22 protein-coding genes and 1 riboswitch are annotated in these 26,137 nt (G+C 71.5%); of the genes, 16 read left to right on the top strand and 6 right to left on the bottom strand.

Features of this window, described 5'->3' with window-relative positions:
• Window positions 1–12 precede the first annotated feature (12 nt).
• Window positions 13–693 (top strand): YdeI/OmpD-associated family protein, encoded by a 681-nt coding sequence (locus TR46_RS00600; protein ID WP_084717674.1) that lies wholly within the window; start codon window positions 13–15, stop codon window positions 691–693.
• On the opposite strand, the gene TR46_RS00595 is transcribed toward TR46_RS00600, so the two are convergent.
• The 3 genes from TR46_RS00595 to TR46_RS00585 form a co-directional block, all read right to left on the bottom strand.
• Window positions 611–1,798, bottom strand: a complete 1,188-nt coding sequence (locus TR46_RS00595) for a metallophosphoesterase (protein WP_236655164.1) — start codon at window positions 1,796–1,798, stop codon at window positions 611–613. The two genes, TR46_RS00600 and TR46_RS00595, sit on opposite strands and share 83 nt — an antisense overlap.
• Window positions 1,799–1,999: 201 nt before the next feature.
• Window positions 2,000–2,815, bottom strand: a complete 816-nt coding sequence (locus tag TR46_RS00590) for a helix-turn-helix domain-containing protein (protein WP_042391820.1) — start codon at window positions 2,813–2,815, stop codon at window positions 2,000–2,002.
• A gap of 5 nt (window positions 2,816–2,820) precedes the next feature.
• Entirely contained in the window at window positions 2,821–3,432 is a 612-nt protein-coding gene (locus TR46_RS00585) for a carboxymuconolactone decarboxylase family protein (protein ID WP_042391819.1), read from the bottom strand.
• A gap of 207 nt (window positions 3,433–3,639) precedes the next feature.
• Between TR46_RS00585 and TR46_RS00580 the strand changes: the two genes are divergently transcribed.
• The 3 genes from TR46_RS00580 to TR46_RS00570 all read left to right on the top strand — a co-directional run bounded on the left by TR46_RS00580 (window position 3,640) and on the right by TR46_RS00570 (window position 5,200).
• Complete coding sequence (locus tag TR46_RS00580; RefSeq protein ID WP_042391817.1) at window positions 3,640–4,314, top strand: hypothetical protein; 675 nt, start codon at window positions 3,640–3,642, stop codon at window positions 4,312–4,314.
• 22 nt (window positions 4,315–4,336) lie between these two features.
• On the top strand, window positions 4,337–4,717 hold the full coding sequence (locus TR46_RS00575) for a nuclear transport factor 2 family protein (RefSeq protein WP_042391813.1): 381 nt from the start codon (window positions 4,337–4,339) through the stop codon (window positions 4,715–4,717).
• A 270-nt stretch (window positions 4,718–4,987) separates the two neighbouring features.
• On the top strand, window positions 4,988–5,200 hold the full coding sequence (locus TR46_RS00570; protein ID WP_052432469.1) for a DUF5133 domain-containing protein: 213 nt from the start codon (window positions 4,988–4,990) through the stop codon (window positions 5,198–5,200).
• Between the two features lie 33 nt (window positions 5,201–5,233).
• On the opposite strand, the gene TR46_RS00565 is transcribed toward TR46_RS00570, so the two are convergent.
• Entirely contained in the window at window positions 5,234–6,049 is an 816-nt protein-coding gene (locus TR46_RS00565) for a class I SAM-dependent methyltransferase (protein ID WP_042391811.1), read from the bottom strand.
• 148 nt (window positions 6,050–6,197) lie between these two features.
• Between TR46_RS00565 and TR46_RS00560 the strand changes: the two genes are divergently transcribed.
• Complete coding sequence (locus TR46_RS00560) at window positions 6,198–7,553, top strand: alpha/beta hydrolase family protein (protein WP_084717672.1); 1,356 nt, start codon at window positions 6,198–6,200, stop codon at window positions 7,551–7,553.
• Here TR46_RS00560 and TR46_RS00555 read toward each other — a convergent pair.
• A complete protein-coding gene (locus TR46_RS00555) occupies window positions 7,528–8,013 on the bottom strand; it encodes a DUF2000 domain-containing protein (RefSeq protein ID WP_042391808.1) in 486 nt (161 codons plus the stop codon). The genes TR46_RS00560 and TR46_RS00555 overlap by 26 nt on opposite strands.
• Before the next feature lie 49 nt (window positions 8,014–8,062).
• Here TR46_RS00555 and TR46_RS00550 point away from each other — a divergent pair, with 49 nt between their 5' ends.
• The 5 genes from TR46_RS00550 (at window position 8,063) to TR46_RS00530 (ending at window position 15,374) form a co-directional block, all read left to right on the top strand.
• Complete coding sequence (locus tag TR46_RS00550; protein ID WP_042391807.1) at window positions 8,063–8,863, top strand: helix-turn-helix transcriptional regulator; 801 nt, start codon at window positions 8,063–8,065, stop codon at window positions 8,861–8,863.
• Window positions 8,864–9,089: 226 nt separating this feature from the next.
• A complete protein-coding gene (locus TR46_RS00545; protein ID WP_042391805.1) occupies window positions 9,090–9,908 on the top strand; it encodes a methyltransferase domain-containing protein in 819 nt (272 codons plus the stop codon).
• A gap of 66 nt (window positions 9,909–9,974) precedes the next feature.
• Window positions 9,975–10,322 carry a cupin domain-containing protein gene (locus TR46_RS00540; RefSeq protein WP_042391803.1) on the top strand — a complete coding sequence of 116 codons (348 nt, stop codon included), beginning with the start codon at window positions 9,975–9,977 and terminating at the stop codon, window positions 10,320–10,322.
• 631 nt (window positions 10,323–10,953) lie between these two features.
• A complete protein-coding gene (locus tag TR46_RS00535; RefSeq protein ID WP_052432468.1) occupies window positions 10,954–14,301 on the top strand; it encodes a GH92 family glycosyl hydrolase in 3,348 nt (1,115 codons plus the stop codon).
• A gap of 152 nt (window positions 14,302–14,453) precedes the next feature.
• Window positions 14,454–15,374, top strand: a complete 921-nt coding sequence (locus tag TR46_RS00530; RefSeq protein ID WP_052432467.1) for a DUF1206 domain-containing protein — start codon at window positions 14,454–14,456, stop codon at window positions 15,372–15,374.
• Window positions 15,375–15,561: 187 nt separating this feature from the next.
• On the opposite strand, the gene TR46_RS00525 is transcribed toward TR46_RS00530, so the two are convergent.
• Window positions 15,562–17,715 (bottom strand): ricin-type beta-trefoil lectin domain protein, encoded by a 2,154-nt coding sequence (locus TR46_RS00525; protein ID WP_042391799.1) that lies wholly within the window; start codon window positions 17,713–17,715, stop codon window positions 15,562–15,564.
• Between the two features lie 222 nt (window positions 17,716–17,937).
• Between TR46_RS00525 and TR46_RS00520 the strand changes: the two genes are divergently transcribed.
• The 6 genes from TR46_RS00520 (at window position 17,938) to TR46_RS00495 (ending at window position 26,054) form a co-directional block, all read left to right on the top strand.
• Window positions 17,938–18,969: a LacI family DNA-binding transcriptional regulator gene (locus TR46_RS00520; protein ID WP_042391796.1), complete on the top strand. Its 1,032-nt coding sequence runs from the start codon at window positions 17,938–17,940 to the stop codon at window positions 18,967–18,969.
• Between the two features lie 104 nt (window positions 18,970–19,073).
• Complete coding sequence (locus TR46_RS00515) at window positions 19,074–20,975, top strand: glycoside hydrolase family 2 protein (RefSeq protein WP_084717669.1); 1,902 nt, start codon at window positions 19,074–19,076, stop codon at window positions 20,973–20,975.
• Between the two features lie 56 nt (window positions 20,976–21,031).
• Window positions 21,032–22,303 carry an ABC transporter substrate-binding protein gene (locus tag TR46_RS00510; protein ID WP_052432466.1) on the top strand — a complete coding sequence of 424 codons (1,272 nt, stop codon included), beginning with the start codon at window positions 21,032–21,034 and terminating at the stop codon, window positions 22,301–22,303.
• A gap of 116 nt (window positions 22,304–22,419) precedes the next feature.
• The gene (locus TR46_RS00505) at window positions 22,420–23,292 is read left to right on the top strand and encodes a carbohydrate ABC transporter permease (RefSeq protein WP_052432465.1); all 873 of its coding nucleotides are present in this window, start codon (window positions 22,420–22,422) and stop codon (window positions 23,290–23,292) included.
• Window positions 23,289–24,179, top strand: a complete 891-nt coding sequence (locus TR46_RS00500; RefSeq protein ID WP_052432464.1) for a carbohydrate ABC transporter permease — start codon at window positions 23,289–23,291, stop codon at window positions 24,177–24,179. The genes TR46_RS00505 and TR46_RS00500 overlap by 4 nt, the downstream gene beginning before the upstream one ends.
• A 64-nt stretch (window positions 24,180–24,243) precedes the next feature.
• Window positions 24,244–24,413: riboswitch (M-box (ykoK) riboswitch) on the top strand.
• Window positions 24,414–24,686: 273 nt separating this feature from the next.
• On the top strand, window positions 24,687–26,054 hold the full coding sequence (locus tag TR46_RS00495) for a magnesium transporter MgtE N-terminal domain-containing protein (protein WP_042391794.1): 1,368 nt from the start codon (window positions 24,687–24,689) through the stop codon (window positions 26,052–26,054).
• The last annotated feature ends 83 nt before the right edge of the window (window positions 26,055–26,137 follow it).

Here is a 26,137-nt window from a genome sequence, read left to right as displayed (position 1 = left end):
AGCATCGGCGGCATGGGCGCGAAGGACGCAGAGGGTGCGAAGGACGGGGCGACCGACCCGATCGACGGCGTGCAGGTCCTCGCCTTCGCGGACGCGGACGCGTTCGACGACTGGCTGACCCGGAACTGGACCCGGCAGGAGGGTGTCTGGGTCAAGGTGGCCAAGAAGGCCTCCGGGATCCCGTCGATCACCGCCGACGAGCTGGTCGATGTCGGCCTGTGCCACGGCTGGATCTCCGGTCAGCGGCGCAGCCTGGATGCCGACCACTACCTGCAGCGGTATCTGCCGCGGCGTCCCAGGAGCCTGTGGTCCCAGGTCAATGTGGACAAGGTCGCCGCACTCGTCGAGGCGGGCCGGATGCGCGAGACCGGACTGGCCGAGGTACGCCGTGCCCGGGCCGACGGCCGCTGGGAGGCTGCCTACGCGTCGCAGCGGGCGGCCGAGGTCCCGGACGACCTGGCCGCGGCGCTCGCGGCCGACCCGGCAGCCGACCGTGCCTTCAAGGCGCTCGACGGGACAGCCCGCTACCAGCTGATCCTTCCGCTGCTCCAGGCACGGACCCCGGAGACCCGGTCGGCACGCCTGCGCAAGGCGGTCGACGCCCTGACCGCTAACCCGGCCCGCCCGACCCATCCGACTGACCCGACCGGCCCGACCGTTCCGACTGGTCCGACCGACCCGACCGCAGAGTGATCAGCGTGATCTCGCTCGGCGCGAAGACCCGGAAAGGCGGTCCCCAGAAGCCGGTGCCGCGGCTGGTGTAGAGCTGGGTCCGCTCGCCGTGCCGACTCAGGCCGTGGACCACCGGCTGGTCGATCCGGACCAGGAAGTTGAACGGCCAGATCTGGCCGCCGTGGGTGTGCCCGGAGACCTGCAGGTCGATTCCGGCGTTCGCGGCCTGGCCGACGTACTTGGGCTGGTGGGCGACGAGCAGCACCGGCAGTTCCAGATCCGCGCCGGCCAGCGCGCCGTCCAGGTTGGCCCAGTGTCCGGCCAACCCGGAGGAGGCCGCGGTCACGTCGTCCACACCCGCGAGGACGAGGCGGTCGCCGCCCCGCTCGACCACCACATGGCGGTTGTGCAGCGGCTCCCAGCCCAGCTCGGCCATGTGGTCGAGCCAGCCCTGGGCCTCGCCGAAGTACTCGTGGTTCCCGGTGACGTACACCTTGGCCAGCCGCGACCGCATCGTCCCGAGCGGCGATGCCTGTGTCCGACGCTGTTCCACGGTGCCGTCGGCGATGTCGCCCGCGTGGACGACGACGTCGGCGTCCAGCTGGTTCACCGCCTCGCCGACCCGTGCCGACCAACCCGCGCGGTCGATCGGGCCGTAGTGGGTGTCGGCCAGCACAACGACCCGGGTGCCGTCCAGGCCGGGGCCGAGCCGCGGCAGGGTGATGTCCAACCGGGCCACCCTGGGCACCCGCATGGCCTCGCCGTACCCCCACGCCAGCAGCACGGCCGCGACCACCGCGACGGCGACCGCCACGATCCTGGACCGGTCCGGGTCGCCCACCCCGAGCAGGAAAAGGACCAGCCGCAGCAGCAGGCTCAGCACCGACCAGGCGAACAGCACCCAGACCACCCCGAGCGTGGTGTCCGCAACCCGCGCGGCCCCGTCCAGCCGCCTGGCCCCGTGGCCCCGGCCCATCAGCACCGGAAAGGCGATCAGGGCGGCGGCGAAGACGACCGTGCCGACCACGACCACCGGGAGCGGCCAGTCGGTGCCGCCGGAGAACAGCGTCCACCAGGGCAGCACGAACAGCAGCACCAGCACCGCGAACACCACGACGGTGCCCAGCCGCCGACGCCCGCGCCGGCCGCCCCCGGTCCCGGCCTCGGTCCTGGCCCCGGCCCCCGCTTCCACCCCCGCCTCAACCGGCGAGGGCTCCACTACAACCCGCTCCGAACCCTGGGTCTCGCTGTCCGTCACTGCGCTGCCCTACCCTCACATCCGCCGCTGCCCCGCCGACTCCCATCATCCGGCATCCGCGGCGGCGAATCAGGCGGCGGCGGCATCCCCGGCCGCCAGCCACAGCGCCTGCGCCCGGGTGGCCTCGTCCGCCGGGAAGAAGCACTCGATGCGCAATTCCTGGAGGGTGACGTCCTGCGGTGTGCCGAGCGTCGTCACGGTGGAGAAGTAGTCGAAGCGTCGGTCGTCGCGGGCGTACCGGACCGGCACGATCGGGAGCAACGGCGTGGTGCCGGTGTCCGCCGAGGCGAGCGAGGCGGGAACGCCGGGGTAGGCCAGCACCTCGTCCAGGATCCGCGCGGCCCTTTCGTCCGCGACGCCGCCGATCGCCTCCCGGCGCGCGCGTCGGACCAGGGCCTCGGCGACCTCCGGCCAGTTGGTGACATGGCGGCGCAGGCCGTCGGGGTGGAACATCCGGCGCAGCACATTGGCCGGTCCGGGTGGCGCGGCGGTGCGTCCGGCCTGCAGGAAGGCGGCGAACCGGGCGGCGGCGGCGTTGCCGTGGCGGATGTTCCAGTCCCGGTCCATCACCAGTGCCGGATAGGGCTCCTGCTGCACGAGGATCGCTTCGAGCGCGTCGCGCACGACGGCCAGCTCGGGCGCGTCGAGTGAGGACTCCTTGTACACCGGCGCGAAGCCGGCCGCCAGCAGCATCGCATTGCGTTCGCGCAGCGGGACGTCGAGCACCTCGGCGAGCCTGAGCACCATGGTCCGGCTCGGGTTCGCCCGTCCGGTCTCCAGGAAGGACATGTGCCGGATCGACGCGTCGGCCCGCCCGGCCAGCGAGAGCTGGCTCAGCCGCCGGGCGTGGCGCCAGTGGCGCAGCAGCGGACCGAAGTCGGACATGGCGCTCAGTATGCCCCGACCGCGTTCCCGTTCCCGCTCCCGCTCCCCTTCGCGCTCCCGCTCCCGTTCCCGTCCCAGGCCTGCGCCTGGAAGGGCGCTTCCAGCGGCGGCCGGGTGACATGGGCGGTGTAGTTGGCCATCGCCGAGATCGCCACGCCGGTGATCACCTCCAGGATCTGGTCGTCCTCGAAGCCGGCCGCGGTGAAGGCTTTCGCGTCGGCCTCGTCGAGCCGTCCCCGCTTGTCGATGAGCGTTCGGGTGAGCGCGGACAGCGCGGACAGCCCGGGGTCCTCGGGCAGTTCGCGTCGGCGGATCGCGTCGACCTCCTCCTGCGGGATCCCGTCCTCCAGGGCGAGCGTCGAGTGGAACGCCACCGCCCACGGGCAGTCGTTCGCCACCGCATTGGAGAGCAGCAGCACCTGCCGCTCGCCGGCACTGAAGGTGCCGAGCCCACGGAATTGGCCGAACGCGGCGAAGAACGCGTTCACCAGCGCCGGGGAGTTCGCCATGGCGCCAACGGCGTTCGGCACGAACCCGAACGCGGCGGACAGGCCGGCGACGGACTGCCGCGCGGATTCGGGTGCGGTTTCCGCAGTATGGATCGTGTAGGTGTTCATGACCCCAACCATTCACCCGACCGCGCACCGAACCAATTCCCTCACAGGTAAACAGGCCGCGTCGCGGCTGACACCCGGTCCGAGCCGGGCCTGGCTCAGTGACACGGATCACTGTGGACGCACTCGTCTAGGGTGAAAGCCGGGCCGTGTCGACCTGGTCGTCCGTCCCGGCTGCACGACTGCCCGCTGTCGAGAGGGAATCCAAGGATGACGAGGCCTGAGCCGCTGGTCGGTACCGCCGTACGCAGGGCGAACCTGGTGGACGTACCGGCGGTGGTGCGGCTCTTCGCCCCGACTGCGGCGGCGCTCCGGCTGCCGCCGGTCGAGGTGGCGGGCGAGGGCAGGGGCCAGGACGGGCCCGGTGTGGACTGGGAGCAGGCTCAGAGCGCCATGCGGCTGATGATGGCGCACCACGCGCTGGAGGACGGCCAGGTCTGGGTGGTCGAGCGGCCCGACGGCACGTTCCTTGCGGCCGGAGTCTGGCTGCCGCCGGACGACGGTACCGAAGCCGCCCACTCCCGCCTCGGCAGCCTGCTCTCCCGGGAACTCGCCACCGACTCCCCCGAGCTTCCCGAGCCGCCGGAGGCCCTTCAGGCGGCCTACCCCGACGAGCCGCACTGGAAGTGCGTCCTGGTCTTCGCGCCTGACGACGCCGGGACCTGGGACCTCGGCCTGGCCACCCGGCTGCTCACCCCGGGCCTGCACACGGTGGACGAGGACGGCGTCACCGCCGTCGCGATCACCCGCTCCGCCGACCGACTGGCCCCGCTGCAGCCGCTCGGCTTCGCCGGGCCCCACGAGGTCCCCCTGGCCCCGGACTCCTGCGTCTGGCTGGCGACACGCGCCCCGAAAGGCCGGCCCGCCACCGCGCACAACGCCTGACGCGCGCCGTTACCGTGATCCCATGAGCGACCCCCAGCAGAACAAGGCCACGGCCAAGGCGTTCTACGACCTGATGTTCAACCGGTGCCGCCCGGCCGAGGCCATCGACCGCTACGCCGGCGACACCTACATCCAGCACAACCCCGAGGTCGGCGACGGCAAGCAGGCGTTCATCGCCTACTTCGAGCAGATGGCCGCCGAGTACCCGGGCAAGCACGTCGCCTTCGAACGCGCCTTCGCCGAGGGCGACCACGTCGTCCTGCACTGCCGCCAGACCTGGCCCGCCGAGGAGTACGCAGACATCGACATCTTCCGTTTCGACGAGAACGGCAGGATCGTCGAACACTGGGACGTCCTCCAGGTCGTCCCACCCACCTCCAAGAACGACAACACCATGTTCTGACCCCCGGCGCCCCTACCGGGTTCCCGTCGGTCCGCAGCCATGGGACGGACAGCGGCCGAGCCCCGCCTGTGGTGAAGGTCTCGCGTGCTGACGGCAGTTCAGTGGGCTCGGCCCGCTTATCATTGAGTGAACAGTCCACCTCGCGCTCCCGCGAGGTGATGCCGGGTCAGCCGTTCGTGCGTCGAGACGTGTGGGCGGCTCCCGTGCTGTGTGCCAGTGTCGGCCTGCAGCGGTTTCCACCGTGCCAGCAACGACCTGACGGAGCATTCCATGCCCCTGATCAATCCCACCGAGCTGCGTCGCCTCGTCACCGAACTCGAAGCCCTGGACAACGCTCAGGCCGGCCCGGAGACCGAGCGCCGCCGTGAGGACCTCCACTACACCATCTGCGTGTCCACCGGCATCCGCGAGCCCGCTCGTGCGGTGGAGCAGGCCCGCAGGCTCATCGCCCCGCGCCGCGAGGCGCTCACCTCGGCAGCCTGAGGCTGCGGTGTCCGCGCCTGGTATCCGCTCCGGTCACGGTGCCTGTACGGACGCGGGCCCGCGAGCGGGCGCGGACGCGCGCACGGTGAGCAGCAGGGAGCGGTGGTGCCGCATGACCGGCCTGGCCTGGCGCGCCTCGATGAGCACCTGCTCGGTGGCCTCGTCGCCGATCTCGACGCGCAGCTCGGCCTCGTGCTGCTCCCACAGCTCGTAGAGCCTGAGCCAGAGCGCGGCTTCCTCGGGCCGTTCCAGCTCGGCCTCGACCAGGAGGCCGGCCCGGGCGGCCCGTTCCGCCCAGCCCGGTTCGGCCGGGTCGTAACGGGGATGGCCGGGCAGCCTCTCGCCGACGGTGAACACCGCTCGCGCGCCGGGGCGCAGGATCCGGGCCAGCTCGCGCAGCGCCGCCTCCCGGTCCGGGGCGAAGGGCAGGGCGTCCATGCTGACCACGCCGTCCGCGCAGGCGTCCGGCAGGCCGGTGCTCTCGAAGGTGCCCACCTGGAACCGGGCCCGGCCCTCAGGCAGGAAGTCCGTCGCACGGGCGGCCGCGAGCTTCACCCCCACGGGGGACAGGTCCACCCCGATCAACCGCGTGGCCAGTGCGCGGGCGAGCCACAGCCCGGTGCCGCCCCGGCCGCATCCGAGATCGACCAGCAGCTCGCCCGGAGCCAACCGCAGCCGCCGGACCATCTCCGCCAGCACCGACCAGGTGCAGGAGCTGGAAGGCTCCACCTGCGCCGGGTACTCCTCGCCGAAAGCCTGTTCCACCAGGCGTAGTTGCAGTCCGCCCGAGGCCCGCGCGGCGTGGAAGCGGTCGGCGTCCTCACGCAGCGACAGGTCGAAGTCGCCCATGCATCCTCCCGTGGCCGGTTCCCGCCGTACCGTTCAGACTAGTACCTGACGCGGACCGGACAGGTCGTCCCCTAGGGAGATCCCTGGTCGAAACGCCGGGGATCTTCCCGATGGTGCGGGCGGCTCACGGTCCCGCACCCTGAACGATATGACGAGAGATCAGTCGACGAAGCAGCGCACCGACCGACACCGCGGCCTGCGGGCCGCAGCCGCCTGCGCGGGCGTGGCCATCGCGTTCGCCACCCTGACCGCCGTCTCCCCCGCGGTCTCCCCTTCCGAGGCGGTCACCGCCCCCGCGTCGAACGGCCACCCCGGCCACCCGACCCGGCTCAGCCTGCCCGTCCCGTCCGGCCGCCAGCAGGTCGGCGAAGTTGACCTGCACCTGGTCGACAGCTCCCGGCCCGACCCCTGGCAGACCGACCAGGACCACCGCGAGCTGATGGTCAGCGTGTACTACCCGGCGACGCACACCGCCGGCGGCTCCCCGGCGCCGTACATGCTGCCCCGCGCGGCGGCGCACTTCGACTCGGTGACCGCCAACGGCTACCTGCAGATGGGCGTGCCGACCGGTCAGTTCGACTGGGCGTCCACGCTCACCCACGCGGTGCAGGGCGCCCCGGTCGCCGACCGGAACCGGCAGCGGCCGGTGCTGATCTACTCCCCCGGCCTCGGCGAACCCCGGACCTGGGGCACCACACTGGTGACGGACCTGGCAAGCCGCGGCTATGTGGTGGTCACCGTCGACAACACCTACGAGTCCCCCGAAGTCCAGTTCCCGGACGGTTCGCTGGCCACCCTCTCCATGCCGGCCGACCCCGAGACGTTCATCGACAAGGCCCTGGCCGTCCGGGTCACCGACACCGGGTTCGTACTGGACCAGCTGACCCGGCTGAACGCCGGCCAGAACCCCGACGCGGACGGCCGCCGGCTGCCGAGCGGTCTCCCCGGAGCACTCGACCTGTCCGAGGTGGGCATGTTCGGCCACTCGATGGGCGGCACAGCCGCCGCCCTGGCCATGGACGCCGACCCGCGGATCAGCGCGGGCATCGACATGGACGGCAATCTCACCGACTACAACGGCGCCCTCATGCCGGTGGCAGAGCACGGGCTCGCCGGGCCGCTCCTGCTGCTGGGCAAGGACGGCAGCACCGACACCGGCCCCGGCTGGGACGCGTTCCGGGCCCACACTCCCGGCTGGACCCGCCAGCTCACGCTGCGCGGTTCGGAGCACGCGTCGTTCACCGACGCGGAAGCCCTCGTCCCGCAGCTCCACCTGCCCGTGGCCACCCGTACCGACGACATCGGCACCATCGACCCGGCCACCGCGATCCGCACCGACGAGGCCTACGTCTCCGCCTACTTCGACCACTGGCTCCGGGGCCGCAGCGGACGACTCCTGGACGGACCGTCGCCCCGGTACCCGGCCATGGAGTTCGTGGACCGACGCCAACGACCGCTGGATTCGGGGACGGCTGGTCTCAGGGATGCATCCTGGCTCCCTTGACGACCCGGTCCACCGCGTTGCGGGGGCCGTGCAGCGCCAGTCCGACGATGTCCAGCTGGTCGCGCGGCACGGCCCGCACCGCGGCGCGGTTGTCCTGGTCGTTGCCGGTGGCGAACAGGTCCGAGGTGAAGACGGACCGCGGCAGATTACGGCTGAGGACCCGGCCGTGGGCGAGGGTGATCATCTCCTTGGAGCCCTCGAACACCAGCACCGGCTGGCGGAACATCGGCAGGTAGGGCGTCCCGTCGGCGTCCGCGTACGGCTCGCCGATGAGCTCGGGCAGGGCCGCCGCGATCCCGCTCACCAGGAACGAGGTCACATTGAGGCGCTGCCACGGCAGCAGGTCGTCGCGCAGCAGAACGGCGATCTTGGTGTCGAAGCCGGTCCGCGCAGGAGCCTCGGCGGCGGCGGAGTCGTCGGGGACGGCAGGGGTGGAGGCGGCAGGGGTGGTGGTGTCCATGGACCGATTGTGTTCGCCGGTCCGAGCGGCGGTCTTGTACGTTCTTTGCATGGTCGCCGCCGAAGAGGTCACCGCATGGCATCCGGAGGTCCCCGGGATCTCCGAGGTGTTCCATGCGCACTTCGTCGAGCACGCCTACCCCATGCACGCCCACGCCAATTGGACGCTGCTGATCGTCGACGACGGCGCGGTGCGCTACGACCTGGACCGGCACGAGCGCGGTGTGCTCAGCGACCTGGTCAGCCTGCTGCCGCCGCAGGTCCCGCACAACGGCCGGGCCGCGACCGCGCTGGGCTTCCGCAAGCGGGTGCTCTATCTCGAACCGGAGTGCCTCGGCACCGACCTGATCGGCGCCGCCGTCGACACCCCGGCGGTCGACGACCCGCTGCTGCGCCGACGGGTGCACCAGCTCCACCACGCCCTGCAGCTGCCCGGGGACGAACTGGAGGCGGAGAGCCGGCTGGCGCTGATCTGCGGACGGCTGCGCGGGCATCTGCTGCGCCGCACCGGTTCCGCGCCGCAGCCACCCCGCGACCGCACCGTCGCCCACCGGCTGCGGGACCTGATCGACGCGCGCGTCGTCGAGGGCCTGACCCTGGAGCAGGCGGCGGAGCAGCTCCACGCCAACCCCGCCCACCTGGTCCGCGCCTTCACCAGCGAGTTCGACATGCCCCCGCACCAGTACCTGACCTCCCGTCGGGTGGATCGGGCCCGCGGTCTGCTCCTGGACGGCGTCCCGGCCCGCACGGTCGCCGTCGACGCCGGCTTCTACGACCAGTCCCACCTGACCCGCCACTTCCGCCGCATCGTGGGCACCAGCCCAGGCCGCTTCGCCCGCCGCCCCCGCTGAGCCGTTCGGACCCGCCGACACCGCGCCCAGCTCAGAGCTGCTGCGCACCCGCGCGGCCGTGTTCCTGGTCGGCGGCGCGGTATTCGGCCGCGGCTGCCGCCGCCGTCGGTCCGCCGGGCCCGCGAGGTCACCGAAACCGTCCGGCGCCTGCTGGAACGCTGACCCGGAGCACTCGTGGCGGACAATCAGCGCCGTTCCCGGCAGGACACGGCCTAGGGTTGGCGGCATGGGCGACACACGGGCGACCTCGGCCTTCCACACCGGCAACATGTCCAGCGACCGCACGGAGGCTCTCGTCGCCGCACTGGACGCACAGGCGGCCAGCGCGGGCGTCCGGCGGCTGCGCGCATGGGCGCACCTGGGCCTCGCCGCGGCTCCCGGCGAGCGGGTGCTGGACATCGGCGCGGGCACCGGCTCGGAGACCCAGGCGCTGGCCGCGGTGGTGGCACCCGGCGGCAGCGCGGTGGGGGTCGAGCCGAACCCTGGGCTCCGGGCCGTCGCCGAGCAGCGTGCCGCCCAGGCCGGCAGCGCGGCCCGCTTCCTGGAGGGCGACGCGCTGGCGCTGCCGGTGAGCGACGCCGAGATCGACGTGGTCTGGTGCGAGCGGGTGTTCCAGCACCTCGACGAGCCGGCGGGAGCCGCTGCCGAGATCGCCCGGGTGCTGCGGCCGGGCGGACGGGTCGCCCTGCTCGACACCGACTGGGCGACCACCATCCTGTACCCCGGCGATCCCGAGGTGGTCACAGCGCTGGTCGGCCTGGCGCTGCGGGCGGCGGCCAACCCCTACGCGGGACGGAAACTGATGGGGGATCTGGCCGCGGCCGGACTGGTGGTCGACGACATCGGCTCGCAGGCACTGGTGCAGAACCACCGCGAGGTCAACTGGCCGCTCATCCGCGGAATCACGGAGTCAGCGGTGCAGGCCGCGCTGATCACCGCGGAACAGCGGGACGGGCTGTACCGCGACCTCTCCGCAGCGGCCGAGCAGGGCTCCCTGCACATGTCCGTGACCATGTTCGGCGTCCTCGCACACCGCCCCGGCTGAACCCGAGCACCTGGAGAGGCCCGAACACCTGAGGCCCGAGCACCTTCAGAGGAAGGACCGGTGGACATGAAGCGTGCCCAGGAGTTCCTGGCCGTCGACGGCCTGCCCTGGACGGACGTGGCAGGAGCACCCGGCATCTCGGAGCGCGTGCTCAGCTCGGCGCCGACCGGTGACGGCACCGAACTCACCCGCCTGGCACGCTGGGCCGCCGGCCTGGACACCTCCCCTGCGGGCGTGATCCGCCACGAGTACGTCGAGGAAGTCCTGCTCCTGGAGGGCGAACTGGAGGACCTCACCCTCGGCACCACCTTCACCGCCGGCCACTACGCCTGCCGACCGCCGGGCATGCCGCACGGCCCGTACCGCACCGGCACCGGGTGCGTGATGCTGGAGATCCGCTACCGCGCCCGGTGACGGCGCCCGCCGACCCGCCCCGCCACTCCGGGCAGCGGTCGGCGCGGCGCGCACCCGGCGGCGGCCGGACCGCCGTCGCCGCTACTCGCTTCTCTCCGCATCCGATATCCCGAAGTGGGGGTGCCACGCCGAAGGTATGTGCTAGAACTTCTGCTGCAGCCATCGAACGGACGACTGCAAAGGCTCCGGAATTCCGGCGGATTCCGGACGGGTGGCCACCGTCGCTGGGCGGCCGACCGCGAGGGGCACAGCCAGTGCGGTCGGCGGTTTGAGCGGCCTCCCGACCATGACTGTGCCCCACGGCCGAATGCCGGTCGACGGTGCTGGAGAATACCGCTGATCCCGACTCCGAAAACGCCTCAAGAGCCGCATCTGATTCCTCAGACAAAACTCTTGAACGGAACTGTCGAACGACCCGGCGAAACGTGTGCGAGTTCCACCATTCCGCTCGTTCAGGCCGGATGATTGATCGTCACCTCCAGCACCAGGAGCCGCCGAGGGTGGCAGGTGACGCACGGGCCCCATTGACATGTCCTCAGCATCAGCGTTCTACTCATGCCTCGTGCTGGTTGGCAACGTTGTCAGGCCCCTGGCACACCCAAGCGCAAGGCACAGAACGCGGAGGCGACCGATGGCCACACGGCGGTGCCCGGACGGGTCCCGTATCAGCAGCAGACTCCGTCAACGCCTGACCGTGGTGGCCCTGGTGGCCATCGCGGTCGTGCCGTTCCAGACCCTCGGCAGTGCGGTGGCCGCGTCCGGCCCGCAACTCGTCACGGACCCCGCAGCCCTGGTCAACCCCCTGATCGGCACCTCGGGCGCGGTGGACACCTTCCCCGGTCCGGACATGCCCAACGGCATGATCCAGTGGGGCCCGGACACCACGCCCTCCCGCACCGACGGCGGCGGCTACGAGTACAAGAACACCAAGATCTCCGGCTACAGCCTCACCCATGTCTCGGGTCCCGGCTGCCCCGTCGCGGGCGACATCCCGATCCTGCCGCTCACCGGGGCGCTGACGGGCAATCTCTCCAACACCACATCCACGTTCAGCCATGCCGACGAGCAGACCGGGATCGGCTACTACGGCCTGACCGACGCCTCGGGCGTCAGGACCGAGCTGACCGACACCACCAGGGCCGGCCTGGGCAGGTTCACCTTCCCCGCCGGCGCGCAGGCCGATCTGCTGCTCAAGCTCAGCGGCGGCGCCACGCAGGTGGACGGCACCCGGGCGAAGGTGGTCAGCGACACCGAGGTGAGCGGCGCCGTCGACAGCGGCCACTTCTGCGGCGCCGACAACCGCTACACGCTGCACTTCGACATCAAGTTCAACCAGCCGTTCACCCAGAGCGGCACCTGGGTCGGCAGCACCATCAACCCGGACGCGAAGTCGCTCAGCCTCGGCCGAGCGCAGCAGCCGCCGGCCGCGCCGCAGAGCACTCCACGCAAGCAGCAGCACTTCACCCTCCCGGCCACCCCCTCGCCGAAGATCCACCCGACCGGCGGCGCCAGGACGGCCTCCTCGGCCCCCGTCACCGGCGCCAACGGCATGTACCTCACCTTCGACACCTCCGCGTCGACCACGGTGACCGCGGCCGTCGGCATCTCCTACACCAGCGACGACAACGCCGCCGCCAACCGCTCCACCGAGGTCAAGGGCTGGGACTTCGACGCCGTGCGGCAGGCCAACCACGACGCCTGGAATACCGTCCTGAACCGGGTGCAGGTCGGCGGCGGCAGCAACGACCAGCAGGTGCAGTTCTACACCGCCCTCTACCACTCGCTGCTGCACCCCAATGTGCTCTCCGACGACAACGGCCAGTACATGGGCATGGACGACCAGGTCCACAAGCTCAGCAAGGGCCAGAAGGCGCAGTACGCCAACTACTCTGGCTGGGACACCTACCGCTCGCAGACCCAGCTGATCGCCATGATCGAGCCGAAGGTGACCGGCGACATCGTCACCTCGATGCTCAACGGCTACGACCAGACCGGTCTGCTGCCCAAGTGGGCCTCGAACAACGGCGAGAGCTATGTGATGGTCGGCGACCCGGGCGCCTCGATCATCGCCGACGCCTACGCGTTCGGGGTACGCAACTTCGACGCCGCGCACGCCCTGGACGCCATGGTGCACGAGGCCACCGCGCCCAACCAGGACCGTCCCGGCGAGTCGGTCCGCGATGCCAAGGGGTATCTGCCGCTGGACGAGACGGACTACGGCTGCTGCAACTTCTACGGCCCGGTCTCCACCCAGCTCGAGTACGACAGTGCGGACTACGCCCTGGCCTCCTTCGCGAAGGCGCTGGGCAACACGGCGGACTACCAGAAGTTCGCCACCCGCGCCCAGGACTGGATGAACGTCTTCAACCCGCAGACCGGCTACATCCAGGGCAAGGACCTGGACGGCCAGTTCGCCGGGAGCTTCACCCCCGGCACGTCCAACGGCTTCGTCGAGGGCACCTCCGCGCAGTACACGCCCATGGTGCCGTTCGACCTCCAGCAGCTGATCACCGCCCGTGGCGGGGCGGCGGCGTACTCGTCGTACCTGGACAGCCTGCTGAGCGACATCACCGACCCCGGTGGGACCAACGCCGACCTCAGCAACGAGCCGAGCCTGGAGATCCCCTGGGAGTACGACTACCTCGGGCAGCCCTGGAAGGCCCAGGCCGCCGTGCGCCAGGCCCAGCAGAAGCTCTACTTCAACGCGCCGGTCGGCTCGTTCGGCAACGACGACCTGGGTGCGATGAGCTCCTGGTACGTCTGGTCCTCGCTCGGGATGTACCCGGAGACGCCGGGCACCGACACGCTGGTGCTGGGCAGCCCGGCCTTCCCGGTCGCGAACGTGACGTTCGGCAACGGCAAGCAGGCCGCGATCAGCGCGCCGCAGGCGGCACCGGGCGCCCCCTACGTCCAGGCCCTGGACGTGAAGGGCAAGGAGTGGAACAGCTCATGGCTGACGTTCGGTCAGTTCGAGAGGGCCGGCACGCTCGACTACAGCCTCAACACCGTGCCGAACACCGCCTGGGCCGCGTCGGCCGCCGCGGTCCCGCCGTCCGACACCACCGGCGGCGGCCGGACGCTCGCGGCCACGGGACCGAGCAGTGACGGGCTGATCGTGGCGCCGGGCGGCTCGGCCGACGGCACTCTGCGGCTGACCAATCTGAGCACCCGACCGGTCACCGCCGACTGGGCCGCCACCGCCCCCTCGGGCGTGACTCTCGGCACCGACTCGGGTTCGTTGACCGTGCCCGCGTCGGGCAGCGCCGAAGCGGCGATACCGGTGACGGCCGGCAGCGCCGAAGGCGCGTACCCGGTGACGTTCGCGATCACCGACCACGGCAGCGGTGCCGCACTCGCCGCAGCCACGCTGCGGGTGTCGGTGGCCCGACCGGGCGAGCTGTGGCCCTACGAGTCCAACGAGGGCGTCTACCCCGACGGCACCCACTTCTCCGGCGGCTTCGACGACGAGGGATGGGCCTACTCGCAGAGCGCCCTGGCCACGGTCGGGGTGAGCAGCGACACCAAGGTCAGTGCGGACGGCATGTCCTACACCTGGCCGACCGTCGCCGCCGGCCGCCCGGACAACCTGGAAGTCGCGGGCCAGACCATCCCGCAACCCGCCGGCACCACCGGCGCCTACCTCGGCCTCCTCGGCGCCGCGACCGACGCACCCCTCGACGGGACCGGCGTCCCCGGCCGACTGACCGTCACCTACACCGACGGCACCACCGCGACGGCGACGGTGACGTTCTCGGACTGGACCCTCAACGGCGCCTCCAAGAAGCCGGTGGCAGGCGACACCACCGCGGTGACCACCGCCTACCGCAACACCGCGGACGGCTCGAAGGACACCGTGCAGGCCTACGTCTTCTCGGTGAAGGTGCCGCTGGACAGCACGAAGGCGGTGGCGTCCGTGACCCTGCCGGTGACCGGCGCCTCGGGAACGGTGCACCTGTTCGCGCTCGCCTTCGGCGGATAGCCCCACCGCCGCCCCACCCTTCACCACCCCCACAGTGCCGGGAGCGTCTTCCTCCGCAGAACCGGGAGGACGCTCCCGGCCTTGCGTCAATGACGTTGCCGGCAGGCGTTTCTGGCGAAGCGACAGGGGCAGCCGAGGTGTAGGAGGCAGACATGGACTGGACACTGTCCGGCAGACACCACGGCAGCACACCGCACAGGCGGAACCCGCGCTACGGCCGTACCCGGGTGAACCGAGGGGGCTTCCGGCGTGCCGGGGCGCGCGGCAGTTGGGGCGCACGGCGCACCGCGGGTTCGGGCACGGTCGACGGCCTGGCCCGGGCGGGCTTCGTCGCCCGGGGCGTCGTCTACATCGTGATCGGCGTCCTGGCGGTACTGGTCGCTCTCGGCTTCGGGCGCTACGACCTGGACCGGGCGGGTGTCCTGGTGGCGATCGCCGACGAGCCCTTCGGGGCGCTGCTGCTGTGGCTGCTGTTCATCGGATTCATCGGCCTGGCGCTGTGGCGCCTCGTGCGGGCGGCCCATTCCGCCGAGAGCGGCGGACACCGCGCCCTGGACGCGGTCCGCGCCGTGGTTTACGCCGTGATCGCCTGGAGCGTCTACCAGTTCCTCACCCACGGCCGCACGCCGATCGGCTCGGACGACTCCGCCCACGACGTCAGCGCCCGCCTGCTGCAGACCGACGGCGGTCGCGTCATCATGATCGTCCTGTCGCTGGTCGTGATCGCCGTAGGCGTCGTGGTGGTCGCCCGCGCGGTCGGCAAGCGCTTCGCCGCACGCCTGCGCACCGGCTGGATGACGTACCGCACCCGCGACCTGGTCCTGCGGCTGGGACAGGCCGGCCACATCGCCCGCGGAGTGGTCCTGGCCGCCGCCGGACTCCTCGCCCTGGACGCCGCCCTGTCGGACAACCCCGCCAAGGCCAAGGGCCTCGACGCCACCCTGCGCTCCTTCGCCCAGACGTCCTTCGGCCCCCTGGTCCTGATCCTGATCGCCCTGGGCCTGATCGCCTTCGGCCTCTACTCCTTCGCCGAGGCCCGCTGGCGCCGCACCCTGGGCGGCATCCCCCGCTGAACCCACCGGCACCGCTACCCCGACCGCCCGGGCCGTGCGTCGCGGCCGTTCTCCCGCGCATCGTTGGTCGACGCCTCGAAGCGGGGAGAACGGCCGTGCCATGGGCCCCTGAAAACCGGGGCATCTCAGCGAGTCGGGCGACCGGCGAGGTCGGGTGTCGGACGTCAGGCTGAGGACCTGTCGGGGTTCAGGGGAGGTGCCAGACCTGGGTGGACAGCTGGTTGCAGTCGTAGATCTGCAGCTGGGTCCCGTTGGCGGTGACGTCTGAGGGGTCGTCCAGGCAGCGGCCCGACTGCGGGTTGTACAGGGAGCCGTCCGCGCGCGGGACCCACTGCTGGCCGCCCACGCCGTTGCAGTCCCACAGTTCGACCTTGCTGTAGTTCGCGGTGGCGTCGCCGACGACGTCCAGGCACTTGCCGAACGCGCGCAGAGTCCCGTCCGCCGCGGCGGTCCACTGCTGCCCGGGGACCCGGTTGCAGTCCCAGAGCTGGACCTTGTTGCCGTTGGCGTTGCCGTTGGTGTCCACGTCGACGCACTTGCCGGTGGTGCCCGGACCGGTAGCGGCCGCGGAGGTGCGGACGGTGAGGTCGCGCCAGGCGGCGGTAGTGTTGAAGTCCCTTACGCCCACCGAGCCGTGGCTGAAGGTGCAGTCGTTGACGCTCAGGTAGGCGGGGTTGCTCCAGGACCCGGCGGGCCGGCCCTGGACGGAGACGGTGCAGCCGGAGACCTGGACCGTCAGGTGGTACCAGCTGCCCGAGGCCAACCCGCCGGGGATCGCTGTGGCGGCCAGCTGGGTCCAGCCGTACCCCTCGCGCCCGATCGTCAGGCTGGAGGTGCCCGCGCCGATGTAGTAGCCGTTGGAGCTGTCGGTGCCGGAGCTGGGGTCGGTGGTGCGCAGCAGGAAGCCGGCGTTGCCGTTGGCGCCGACGCTGCCCAGCTGGACGTCGCCCTCCAGGGTGTAGTCGGTCCAGCCGGTGGAACCGGTCACCGACTTGTTGCCGCCCGACCCGCCGGAGGTTTCGGTGTAGCTGCCGCCGGACGCGGACCAGCTGCCGCCGTACTGGGTCCAGCCGGGGTCGCTGGAGGACAGGGCGGCGGTGTAGGGCAGGACGCCGGCGTTGCCGGAGCCGGTCAGTTCCTGGCAGCCGTAGGGGCCGGCGACACCTGCGGCGCTGTAGCGCACCGTGCTGCCGTCACTGGAGGGCAGCAGGTCAGGGCTGTAGTCGGCGCCGCAGCTCGGAGCCGCGCCCGCGGTGGGGACGGCGATCGGGGACGGCATCCACGACCAGTTGCCGCTTCCACCGGAGGTGTTGGTGAAGACGATCTGGTGGTTCTCCGGGGCGCCCCCGGCCAGGCGGGACTCGTTCATCGCGGTGAGCAGGAGTTCGCCGTCGGCGCCGCCCGCGGGGCTCCAGGCGATGACGGGGGTGTTGTACAGCTGGCGGCCGTCGTCGGTCCGGGGCACGGTGCCGAGGTCGGCGGGGCCCGAGCCCCAGGTGTCGCCGTCGGTGGAGGTCTTCAGGTGGACCTGGCAGTTCAGGGGGCCGCAGACCTCGTAACTGGCCACGTACGAGCCGGTGGCGGGGACCTTGGCGATGGTGATCATGCCGGGGCGGTCGGCCTGGGTGGTGCTGGCGACGTCCTTGACCTCGCCGGGCGCGACCCGGGTCGAGCCGTCGGGGGCGGCGCTCCAGGTGTCGCCGCCGTCGGTGGACACGATGTGGCCCAGGAACTGGCTGTAGGTGGCGTTCTGCCGCTCGTCGGAGAAGTACATGAGCAGCTTCCCGGAGGAGTCCAGGCCGACGAACGGTTCCCAGATCCCGCTGCCGTCGGCCCCCGCCGAGGTCTGCGGTGCTCCGACGTAGGACCAGGTGGCGCCGTGGTCGGTGCTGCGCCACTCGCGGAAGGTGACCCCGGCGCGGTTGGCCGGGAGGGTGGCTCCGACCAGCAGCAGGGTCCCGGCCGGGTAGGCGCCGAGCTGCTGCGGGTACTCGAAGAGGAACGGCTGGTACGAGTACGTGTCGCCGAGCACGCTGGAGAGCGTGGACCAGGACGCCCCGTCGTCGGTGCTGCGCCGGATGTCGTAGTAGCTTGCGCTGCCGTCGGTGGTCCAGTGCTCGAAGCTCGCCAGCAGGGTGCCGTCGGCCGATCCGCTGTGCTGCAGGCGGACCATGCGGGTGTAGGCCATGCCCTCGTTGCCGGCCGAGGGGCTGTACAGGGCGGCGCCCGGGACGTTCGCCGTCGCGGTGGTGGGTATCGCGAACAGGCACAGCAGCCCCGCGAGGGCCGTGCTGAGCCACAGGCGGAGTGCTGGGCGACGGTGGCGCGGTGGTGCGAGCATTGCGGCTCCTTGCGCTGGTCGGGAGGTGCGTCCCTGACGTGCGACCGGGGGACGTCGTGGTCACGGCAGGCTTTGCATCGATGGCAAAGCCGCCGGAAGAGGAGTATGCGGGGCAGGGTCGCGGGCCGCAATGCCTCCGGCGCGACAAATTGCATCGATGCAATAGTTAGACTGGTTGCCTGCTGATCATCTGCCGCCCGCCACCGCCAGGAAGGCCCGCCCATGACGGCCCCCACGCTCCGAGACGTCGCCGAGCGCGCCGGAGTCTCCATCCGCACGGTCTCCAACGTCGTCAACGGCTACGCCAAGGTCACCGAGCCCATGAAGGTGCGGGTCCAGGCCGCGATCGACGACCTGGGGTACCGGCCCAACCTGATGGCCCGCAACCTCAAGCAGGGCCGCTCGCGGATCATCGCCCTGGTCGTGCCGGCTCTCGACGTGCCCTACTTCGCGGAACTGGTCCGGCTGATCATCGGGGAGGCCCAGGCCCACGGGTACGCCGTGCTGATCGACCAGACCGACGGCGACGTGGAGCGCGAGCGTGAACTGATCATGGAGGCCCCGCAGGCGGTCGGCTTCGACGGGGTGATCGTCAGCCCGCTCGCGCTGACCGCCGCCGACCTGGAGTCGCGGCGCAGCCCCGCGCCGATCCTGCTCCTCGGCGAGAAGATCTTCGACTCGGCCGCCGACCACGTGGCCATCGACAATGTGACCGCCGCCCGCGAGGCCACCGCCCACCTGATCGGCCTGGGCCGGCGGCGCATCGCGGCGATCGGCGTGGAGCAGGACCCCTCGGACGGCACCGCGGTGCTGCGCACCCGCGGCTACCGCGAGGCGTTCGCCGCGGCGGGTCTGCCGGTGGACGAGTCGCTGATGGTGCCCACCCCGCACTACGAGCGCCGCCACGGCGCGGCGGCCATGACCGCACTGCTGGACCGGGCGGACCCCCCGGACGCGGTCTTCTGCTTCAGCGACCTGCTGGCCCTGGGCGCGATGCGCGTCGCCCTGTCCCGGGGACTGCGCATCCCCGAGGACCTGGCCCTGGTCGGCTTCGACGACATCGAGGACGGCCGCTACAGCACTCCGACGCTGACCACGGTCGCCCCCGACAAGCAGGGGCTGGCGCGCTCGGCGGTGGAGACGATCCGGACCCGCATCGAGTCCGGCCAGGACGCCACGCCCCTGGAGATCACCACACCGCACCGCCTGGTGCTGCGCGAGAGCTCACTCGGCGGCGCGGGCGCCACCGCCTGAAGGCAGGCGTCCGGATTCCGCCGAGTCCGATTCGTTACCGCCGACACCATTGCATCGTTGCAAAGAATCGGCCGATACTCCCTGCCGTGAACGATTTTGCATCGATGCAAACAGCTGGCCGCGGTGACGGCACCCGGCAGGCCCCGGCCGCGGCCGAGGCCCCCACGGCCGACGCCGCCCCGGGCGACGCCGCCCCGGGCGACGCCGTCCCGGCACTGCCCAGGCCCGAGTACCCGAGACCGCAGTTCGTGCGCCGGGACTGGCTCTGCCTCAACGGCCCCTGGCAGTTCGAGGCCGACCCCGGCGACAGCGGCCTCGAACGCGGCCTGCTGCACCAGCGGCTCAGCGGCGCCATCACCGTCCCCTTCGCCCCCGAGGCTCCGCTCTCCGGCATCGGCTGCAAGGACTTCCTGGAGTCCGTCTGGTACCGCCGGACCCTGGAGATCCCGCAGGACTGGCAGGGGCAGCGGGTGCTGCTGCACTTCCAGGCGGTGGACCACGACACCACGGTGTGGGTCGACGGCCACGAGGTGGGCCGCCACCGCGGCGGGTTCAGCGGCTTCACTTTCGACATCACCGACGTGGCCGCCCCCGGCACCAGCCCCGAGCTGGTGGTGCGGGCGCGCGACAGCCGCCACGGGAGCCAGGCCCGCGGCAAGCAGTCCACCCGCTACGACGGCTACGAGGCCTTCTACCCGCGGGTCACCGGCATCTGGCAGACCGTGTGGCTGGAGCCGGTGCCGCAGACCCACCTGCGCCGGCCGCGGATCACCCCGGACCTGGCCGGCGGCCGCCTGCTGGTGGACCTGCCGGTGTCCGGCAACGTCCCTGGCCACGTCTGCTGGGCCGTGCTGTCCGACGGGCAGGGCCTGGTCGCCGAGGCGTCCGCCTCCGCGTCCGCGGACCGGACCCCGCACCTGGTGCTGGACATCCCCGCCGAGCGCCGCCGGCCCTGGTCGCCGCAGGATCCGCACCTGTACACGCTCCAGCTGGAACTGCGGAACCTGGACGGGGAACTGGTGGACAGCGCGCGGAGCTACGCCGGGCTGCGCTCGGTGACCGTGGACGGCACCGCGGTCCTGCTCAACGGCCGCCGGGTGTTCCAGCGCCTGGTGCTGGATCAGGGCTGGTACCCCGAGGGCCTGATGACCGCTCCCGGCGACCAGGACCTGGTGCGGGACATCGAGCTCGCGCTGGCCGCCGGCTTCAACGGCGCCCGGCTGCACCAGAAGGTCTTCGAGGAGCGCTTCCTCTACCACGCCGACCGCCTGGGCTACCTGGTCTGGGGCGAGTTCGGCGACTGGGGCGCCAAGGTCGGCGGCTGGCACGAACGCCAGGTGCCCACCGCCTCGTTCATCACCGAGTGGCTGGAGGTGGTCGAGCGCGACTACAACCACCCCTCGATCATCGGCTGGTGCCCGCTGAACGAGACCTTCCAGAAGCTCACCGACCGCATCACGGCCCTGGACGACGTCACCCGCGGCATGTTCCTGGCCACCAAGGCCGCCGACCGGACCCGCCCGGTGATCGACAGCTCCGGCTACTCCCACCGCGTGCCCGAGACCGACGTGTACGACTCGCACAACTACCAGCAGGACCCCGAGCGCTTCGCCCAGGACATGGCCGGACTGGCCGACGGCAAGCCGTACGTCAACACGGCCCCCGACGGCTCCGCCTGGTCCCTGCCTTACGCCGGCCAGCCCTACTTCTGCAGCGAGTTCGGCGGCATCCACTGGCCCACCGACCGCGCCGGGGAGCCCGACACCGGCTCATGGGGGTACGGCGACACCCCGGGCAGCGAGGAGGCCTGGTACCAGCGCTTCGCCGGCCTGGTCGACGTCCTGATCGCCGACCCGCTCATGTTCGGCTACTGCTTCACCCAGCTCACCGATGTCTTCCAGGAACAAAACGGCATATACCGCTTCGACCGGAGCCGAAAGCTCGACACCGACCGCATCCGGAAGATTCAATTCCGGGCGGCGGCGTACGAACTCGAGCAGCCCTGACCCGGCGAGGCCCTCCTCGCCGGCACCCCCGCCCGAACCCTCTCCAGGAGCCCGCTTTGCGCACCCGACCCCGCCTGCTGACCGCCGCCGCGGCAGCCTCCGCCCTCGTCCTCGGACTGGCCGCCTGCTCGTCCTCCTCCGGCTCCGCCACCGTCGGCGGCAGGACCACGCTGACCGTGGTCGGCTTCGAGGGCGGCGGCAACGAGATCGCCGACATCCCGGCCATCAACGCCGCCTTCGAGAAGGCCCATCCCGACGTCAAGGTCGACTACAAGTACGTCGCCAACACCGAGTACGACGCCTACAACAACACCCGCCTGGCCGCCGGCACAGCCGCGGACGTGCTGATGGTCAACAAGAGCCGCCTGACCACCTGGCAGCAGCAGGGCTTCCTGGCCGACCTCAGCGACCAGCCCTGGGTCAAGCGCACGATGCCGAGCCTGGCCCCGTACACCCAGGTGGGCGGCAAGACCTACGACTTCGTCCAGCAGAACATCCCCATCGGCCTGTACGCCAACATGAGCCTGCTCAAGCAGGCCGGCATCACCCAGGTGCCGCGGACCTGGCCCGAACTGCTCGCCGCGCTGCAGACGCTCAAGGCCAAGAACATCGGCGGCCTGGAGATCCCCAACCTCAAGGGCTGGGACGCCGAGCAGGTCTCGCTGGCGCTCGCCGCCAACCTGGTCGACCCCGCCTGGGGCAGCGGCTACGACAACGGCGGCTCCACCTGGGCCGCGAGCTGGTCCCCGGTCATCGACCACCTCAAGCAGTTGCTCACCGGCGGCCTGGTGGACGGCAAGACCATGAACGGCATCGACCCCTTCAGCCAGGGCGTCGCCGGCTTCACCGCCGGCAAGTGGGCCTTCTACGTCGACGGCGCCTGGGACCTGACGCACTACCAGCAGGCCGCCACGTTCGACTTCACCCTCAACCCCTTCCCCGGCGGGCCGGCCGGCAGCAAGCCCAAGACCTTCACCTTCATCGGCTCCGGCTGGTCGGTCAACGCCGCCTCCAAGCAGCAGCAGGCCGCCAAGGAGTACGTCGACTTCATGTCGCAGCCGGCGCAGGACAGCGCCTACCTCAAGGCCGAGAGCTGCTTCAGCACCCTGACCGACGTGCCCAGCCCGCAGGTGCCCCAGGCCGCCCCGGTGGCCGCCGCCTTCGCGGCCGGCGACACCAGCCCCTCCCAGGTCGAGGTGCCCAACTACCCCAACTCCGAGGACAAGTTCACCGCGCAGCTCAACTCCCTGTTCAACGACCCGGGCATGGACACCGGCTCGCTGCTCGCCCAGCTCGACAAGGACATCCCCAAGACCCCCGCCAAGTAGCCGCCGCGCACCGGTCCCGGCCGCCCCGGCGGCCGGGACCCCGACAGTCCGCACCGTGCGGGGCCGGACCCCGGCCCGGCCCCGCAGTCCCTCCGCCACCCGACGAGGTCGTCGCTGTGAGACTCACCACCCGCTCCGCCGCACTGCTGATGCTGCCCGCCACGGCGCTCTACGCGCTGTTCATCCTCTACCCCACCGCCAAGGGCCTGCTGCTCAGCCTCACCGACGCGCACGGCGTCATCGGCGGCTCCTTCATCGGACTCGACAACTACCGGCAGGCCTTCCAGGACCCCCAGGTCCTGGCCGCGCTGAAGAACACCCTCGTCTACACCGTGGTCGTGGTGGTCGTGCAGAACGTGCTCGGCCTGGCGGTCGCCTCCTGGCTGTACAACTCGCCCGCCGTGCGCACCATCGCCCGCACCGGTCTGCTGATGCCGGCCATGATGGCGCTGGTCGCGGTCTCTTACCTGTGGTCCTTCATCTACTCCCCGGTCGGCGGCCCGCTGGACGCCGTGATGAACGCCCTGGGCCTGCACCGCCTGGAGATGTCCTGGCTCGGCGACACCCACACCGCGCTGATGGCGATCGCCGTCTCCTACATGTGGATGTACCTGGGCTACACGGCCACCATCTACCTGTCCAACTACCTGTCCATCCCGCAGAGCCTGATGGAGGCGGCCGCCCTGGACGGCGCCCGCGGCCTGGCCCGGTTCCGCCACATCGACTGGCCGCTGCTGGCACCGTCGCTGACGGTGAACCTGACCCTGTCCACCATCGGCTCGCTGCGCGTGTTCGACCTGCCGTTCATCATGACCGACGGCGGCCCCGCCAATTCCACCCAGACCCTGAGCTACGTCGTCTTCCAGGACAGCTTCCACGACTTCCACTTCGCGTACGGCACCGCCGTCGCCGTCCTGCTGCTGGTCATCACCGTGGTCGTCGGCGTCCTGCTCACCACGTTCCTGCGCCGCCGGGAGGTCGCCGCATGACCCTCACCTTCCCCCGCACCCGGTCCCCGCTCCAGCCCGCCCCGGTCGACACCGCCCCACTGCGCCGCCGCCGGCTCCGCCGGGTGGCCTCCCAGTGCGGCCTGCTGCTGGTCACGCTGATCGTGGTCGCGCCGATCCTGCTGATGCTCAAGGTGTCCCTGGAGTCCGACACCGACGTGGCCTCCCATCCCCTCGCCCTGACCGGCCACCTGAGCCTGCACAACTACGTGGCCGCGATCAAGGACATGGACTACGGCCGCAGCCTGGGCAACACCGTCCTGATCACCGGCGGCGCCGCGGTACTCGTGATGTTCACCGGCTCGCTGGCGGCCTGGCCGATGGCCCGGATAGCACGGCGCTGGACCAGGCTGGTCTACCAGCTCTTTGTCGCCGGGTTGACCGTCCCCGTCTTTGTGATGATCACACCGCTCTACATGCTGATGCGCGACCTGAAACTGCTGGACAGCTACACCTCGGTGATCCTGTCCGAGGCCGCCCTCAGCCTGCCCTTCGCCGTGCTGTTCTTCACCAGCTTCCTGCGCTCGGTCCCCGCCGAACTGGAAGAGGCCGCCGCCATCGACGGCGCCGGCCCGCTGCGCACCTACTGGCACGTCATCGTGCCGCTGCTGCGCCCGGCCACCGCCACCCTGGTGATCACGCTGACCCTGTCGATCTGGAACGACCTGGTGATCCCGCTGGTGATGCTCACCTCCGACAGCAAGCAGACCATCACCCTGGACGTCTACTCGACCATCGGCACCCACGCCTACAGCACCGCCCAACTGCTGCCCACCGTCGTCCTGGGCACCGCGCCGCTGCTCGTGGTCTTCCTGGTGCTGCAGCGCTACATCGTCGCCGGCATCACCGCCGGGGTCGGCAAGAGCTGACGCCCGTCCGACCAGCGGGGTTGGGGTCTGTGGCAGCACGGGCGTAGGATGCGACCTGTTGTTTGGGACACCTCGTTCGGTGAGGCGTCTTCACGGACACAGGCCACTGATCCCACCCGTCGAGAGACGCTCCGGATCAGGACAGGTCTCCCCGACCTAAGGGGTGACCCCAAGTGGCTTCCCGCGCAGGGACACGCCGTGGAGTGCCAAAGCTCTGACGAGTTGGGGTGTGCCGGGTCTCCGCCCGGTCCTTCCCCTTGCGTGCCTTGAGAGACGCCCGCGGGCGTCACGGCCGGAAGGAGGCGAGTGTTGGACAGTAGTCCGGGCCATAGTCGGCCCCAGCCCACGTCGTCCTCGTCGTCCTTCCGCGGCGCACGGTAGCCACTCCCTTCCCTCTCGCACGTCCGTCGTCCGACTGCCTGTCACCGGGCCCGGGCGGACCTGCGGGGACGCGTGCTGCCTGCTGCCGCCCGTCGCCCTGCCCGTCGGGCGAAAGGGGTGTCCACCATGGCTGCCAACACCTTGCTCATGGCCACATCGGAGCGCCTGCGCAACCGCAGGGTGCAACTCGTCCGCCGCGCCACCGCCTCCCAGGCGGTGCGCGCCTCCCTGGTCTCCCTGGCCGGACTGGTCGGCCGACCGGTCACCAACCAGGCCGGCGAGGAGGTCGGCCGGATCGTCGACGTCGTCGCCCGCCTGTACGGGACCGAGCCGTACCCGCCGGTCACCGGCCTGGTGGTGCGCGTCGGGCGGCGCCGCGCCTTCATCGCCGCCGACTGCGTCGGCCGGCTGGCCGGGGACCGGGTGGAGCTGAGCACCGCCCGACTGGACCTGCGCGAGTTCGAGCGGCGACCCGGCGAGGTGCTGCTGTGCCGGGACGTGCTGGACCACCAACTCGTCGACGTCGACGGCGTCCAGGTCAGCCGCGCCGCCGACCTGTACCTGGCGCCGCAGGGCAGCCGCTCGGTACTGGTGGGCGTGGACGTGAGCCTGCCCACGCTGCTGCGGCGCCTGGGTCCGCGGCGCTGGCAGTCGCGCGCCACCCCCGAGCGCGTCGTGGACTGGCAGTCGGTGGCGCCCTTCGCGGAACAGGCGACCGACGGCCCGGCGCAGGTGCACCTGCGCGCCTCCCGTGCCGCCCTGCACCGGCTGCGCCCCGCCGAACTGGCCGACGTCCTGGAGGACTTGGGCCGGATCGAGCGCCAGCAGCTGCTGACCTGGCTGGCACCGGCCCATGTCGCCGACGCCCTGGAGGAGATGGAGCCCGCCGAGTTGGAGAACCTGCTGCGCGAGGCCGCGCCCGAGGACGCCGCACGGCTGGTGGAGGAGATGGAGCCGGACGAGGCCGTCGACGCCCTGCGCGACCTGCACTCCGGCGAGCGCGAGACGCTGCTGGGCCGCCTCCCGGATGCCGACGCGGCCGAGCTGCGCGGGCTGCTGGCCTATCGGGAGGGAACGGCCGGCGGCTGCATGACGCCGCGGGTGGTGGCCTTCCAGCACCGGGACACCGTCGCCGCCGTGCGCCGCACCCTGGCCGAACTGGCCGAGCACCGCGCCGAGATCGACGCCGTCGCCCTGGTGGACGATCGCGGCGTACTGCAGGCCGACATCGCCCTGTTCGACCTGGCCGTGGCCGAGGACTCCACCACGATGGGTGAACTGGCGCAGTGGCTGACCCAGTTCGGCCCCCCGGCCACCGTCCGCCCGCAGGCGCGCATCACCGAGGCCGCCGAACTCCTGGTCGCCTCCCGCGCCTCCTCGCTGCTGGTGGTCGACGACCAGGACCGTCCGATCGGCCGCATCCTGGCCGACGACGTCCTGGACACCCTGCTGCCCCAGCGCGGGCGCCTGCACTTCCGGAGGTTCCTGCAGTGACCCGTGACCACACCGCCGCGCCCGCCGCGCCCGCCGTCCCGCAGGACCCCGGCGCGCTGGCCCCCGCCGGCCCCCGGCCGCGC

The sequence above is a fragment of the Streptacidiphilus carbonis genome, from assembly GCF_000787775.1.
Lineage (GTDB): Bacteria > Actinomycetota > Actinomycetes > Streptomycetales > Streptomycetaceae > Streptacidiphilus > Streptacidiphilus carbonis.
This window is presented reverse-complemented; position numbering and strand designations above follow the sequence as displayed.

Coding starts and splice junctions, on each gene's coding strand:
- TR46_RS00600 (WP_084717674.1), top strand. CDS start 13: ATGGGCGCGAAGGACGCAGAGGGTGCGAAGGACGGGGCGACCGACCCG.
- TR46_RS00590 (WP_042391820.1), bottom strand. CDS start 2,815: ATGTCCGACTTCGGTCCGCTGCTGCGCCACTGGCGCCACGCCCGGCGG.
- TR46_RS00585 (WP_042391819.1), bottom strand. CDS start 3,432: ATGAACACCTACACGATCCATACTGCGGAAACCGCACCCGAATCCGCG.
- TR46_RS00580 (WP_042391817.1), top strand. CDS start 3,640: ATGACGAGGCCTGAGCCGCTGGTCGGTACCGCCGTACGCAGGGCGAAC.
- TR46_RS00575 (WP_042391813.1), top strand. CDS start 4,337: ATGAGCGACCCCCAGCAGAACAAGGCCACGGCCAAGGCGTTCTACGAC.
- TR46_RS00570 (WP_052432469.1), top strand. CDS start 4,988: ATGCCCCTGATCAATCCCACCGAGCTGCGTCGCCTCGTCACCGAACTC.
- TR46_RS00565 (WP_042391811.1), bottom strand. CDS start 6,049: ATGGGCGACTTCGACCTGTCGCTGCGTGAGGACGCCGACCGCTTCCAC.
- TR46_RS00560 (WP_084717672.1), top strand. CDS start 6,198: ATGACGAGAGATCAGTCGACGAAGCAGCGCACCGACCGACACCGCGGC.
- TR46_RS00555 (WP_042391808.1), bottom strand. CDS start 8,013: ATGGACACCACCACCCCTGCCGCCTCCACCCCTGCCGTCCCCGACGAC.
- TR46_RS00550 (WP_042391807.1), top strand. CDS start 8,063: ATGGTCGCCGCCGAAGAGGTCACCGCATGGCATCCGGAGGTCCCCGGG.
- TR46_RS00545 (WP_042391805.1), top strand. CDS start 9,090: ATGGGCGACACACGGGCGACCTCGGCCTTCCACACCGGCAACATGTCC.
- TR46_RS00540 (WP_042391803.1), top strand. CDS start 9,975: ATGAAGCGTGCCCAGGAGTTCCTGGCCGTCGACGGCCTGCCCTGGACG.
- TR46_RS00535 (WP_052432468.1), top strand. CDS start 10,954: ATGGCCACACGGCGGTGCCCGGACGGGTCCCGTATCAGCAGCAGACTC.
- TR46_RS00530 (WP_052432467.1), top strand. CDS start 14,454: ATGGACTGGACACTGTCCGGCAGACACCACGGCAGCACACCGCACAGG.
- TR46_RS00525 (WP_042391799.1), bottom strand. CDS start 17,715: ATGCTCGCACCACCGCGCCACCGTCGCCCAGCACTCCGCCTGTGGCTC.
- TR46_RS00520 (WP_042391796.1), top strand. CDS start 17,938: ATGACGGCCCCCACGCTCCGAGACGTCGCCGAGCGCGCCGGAGTCTCC.
- TR46_RS00515 (WP_084717669.1), top strand. CDS start 19,074: ATGCAAACAGCTGGCCGCGGTGACGGCACCCGGCAGGCCCCGGCCGCG.
- TR46_RS00500 (WP_052432464.1), top strand. CDS start 23,289: ATGACCCTCACCTTCCCCCGCACCCGGTCCCCGCTCCAGCCCGCCCCG.
- TR46_RS00495 (WP_042391794.1), top strand. CDS start 24,687: ATGGCTGCCAACACCTTGCTCATGGCCACATCGGAGCGCCTGCGCAAC.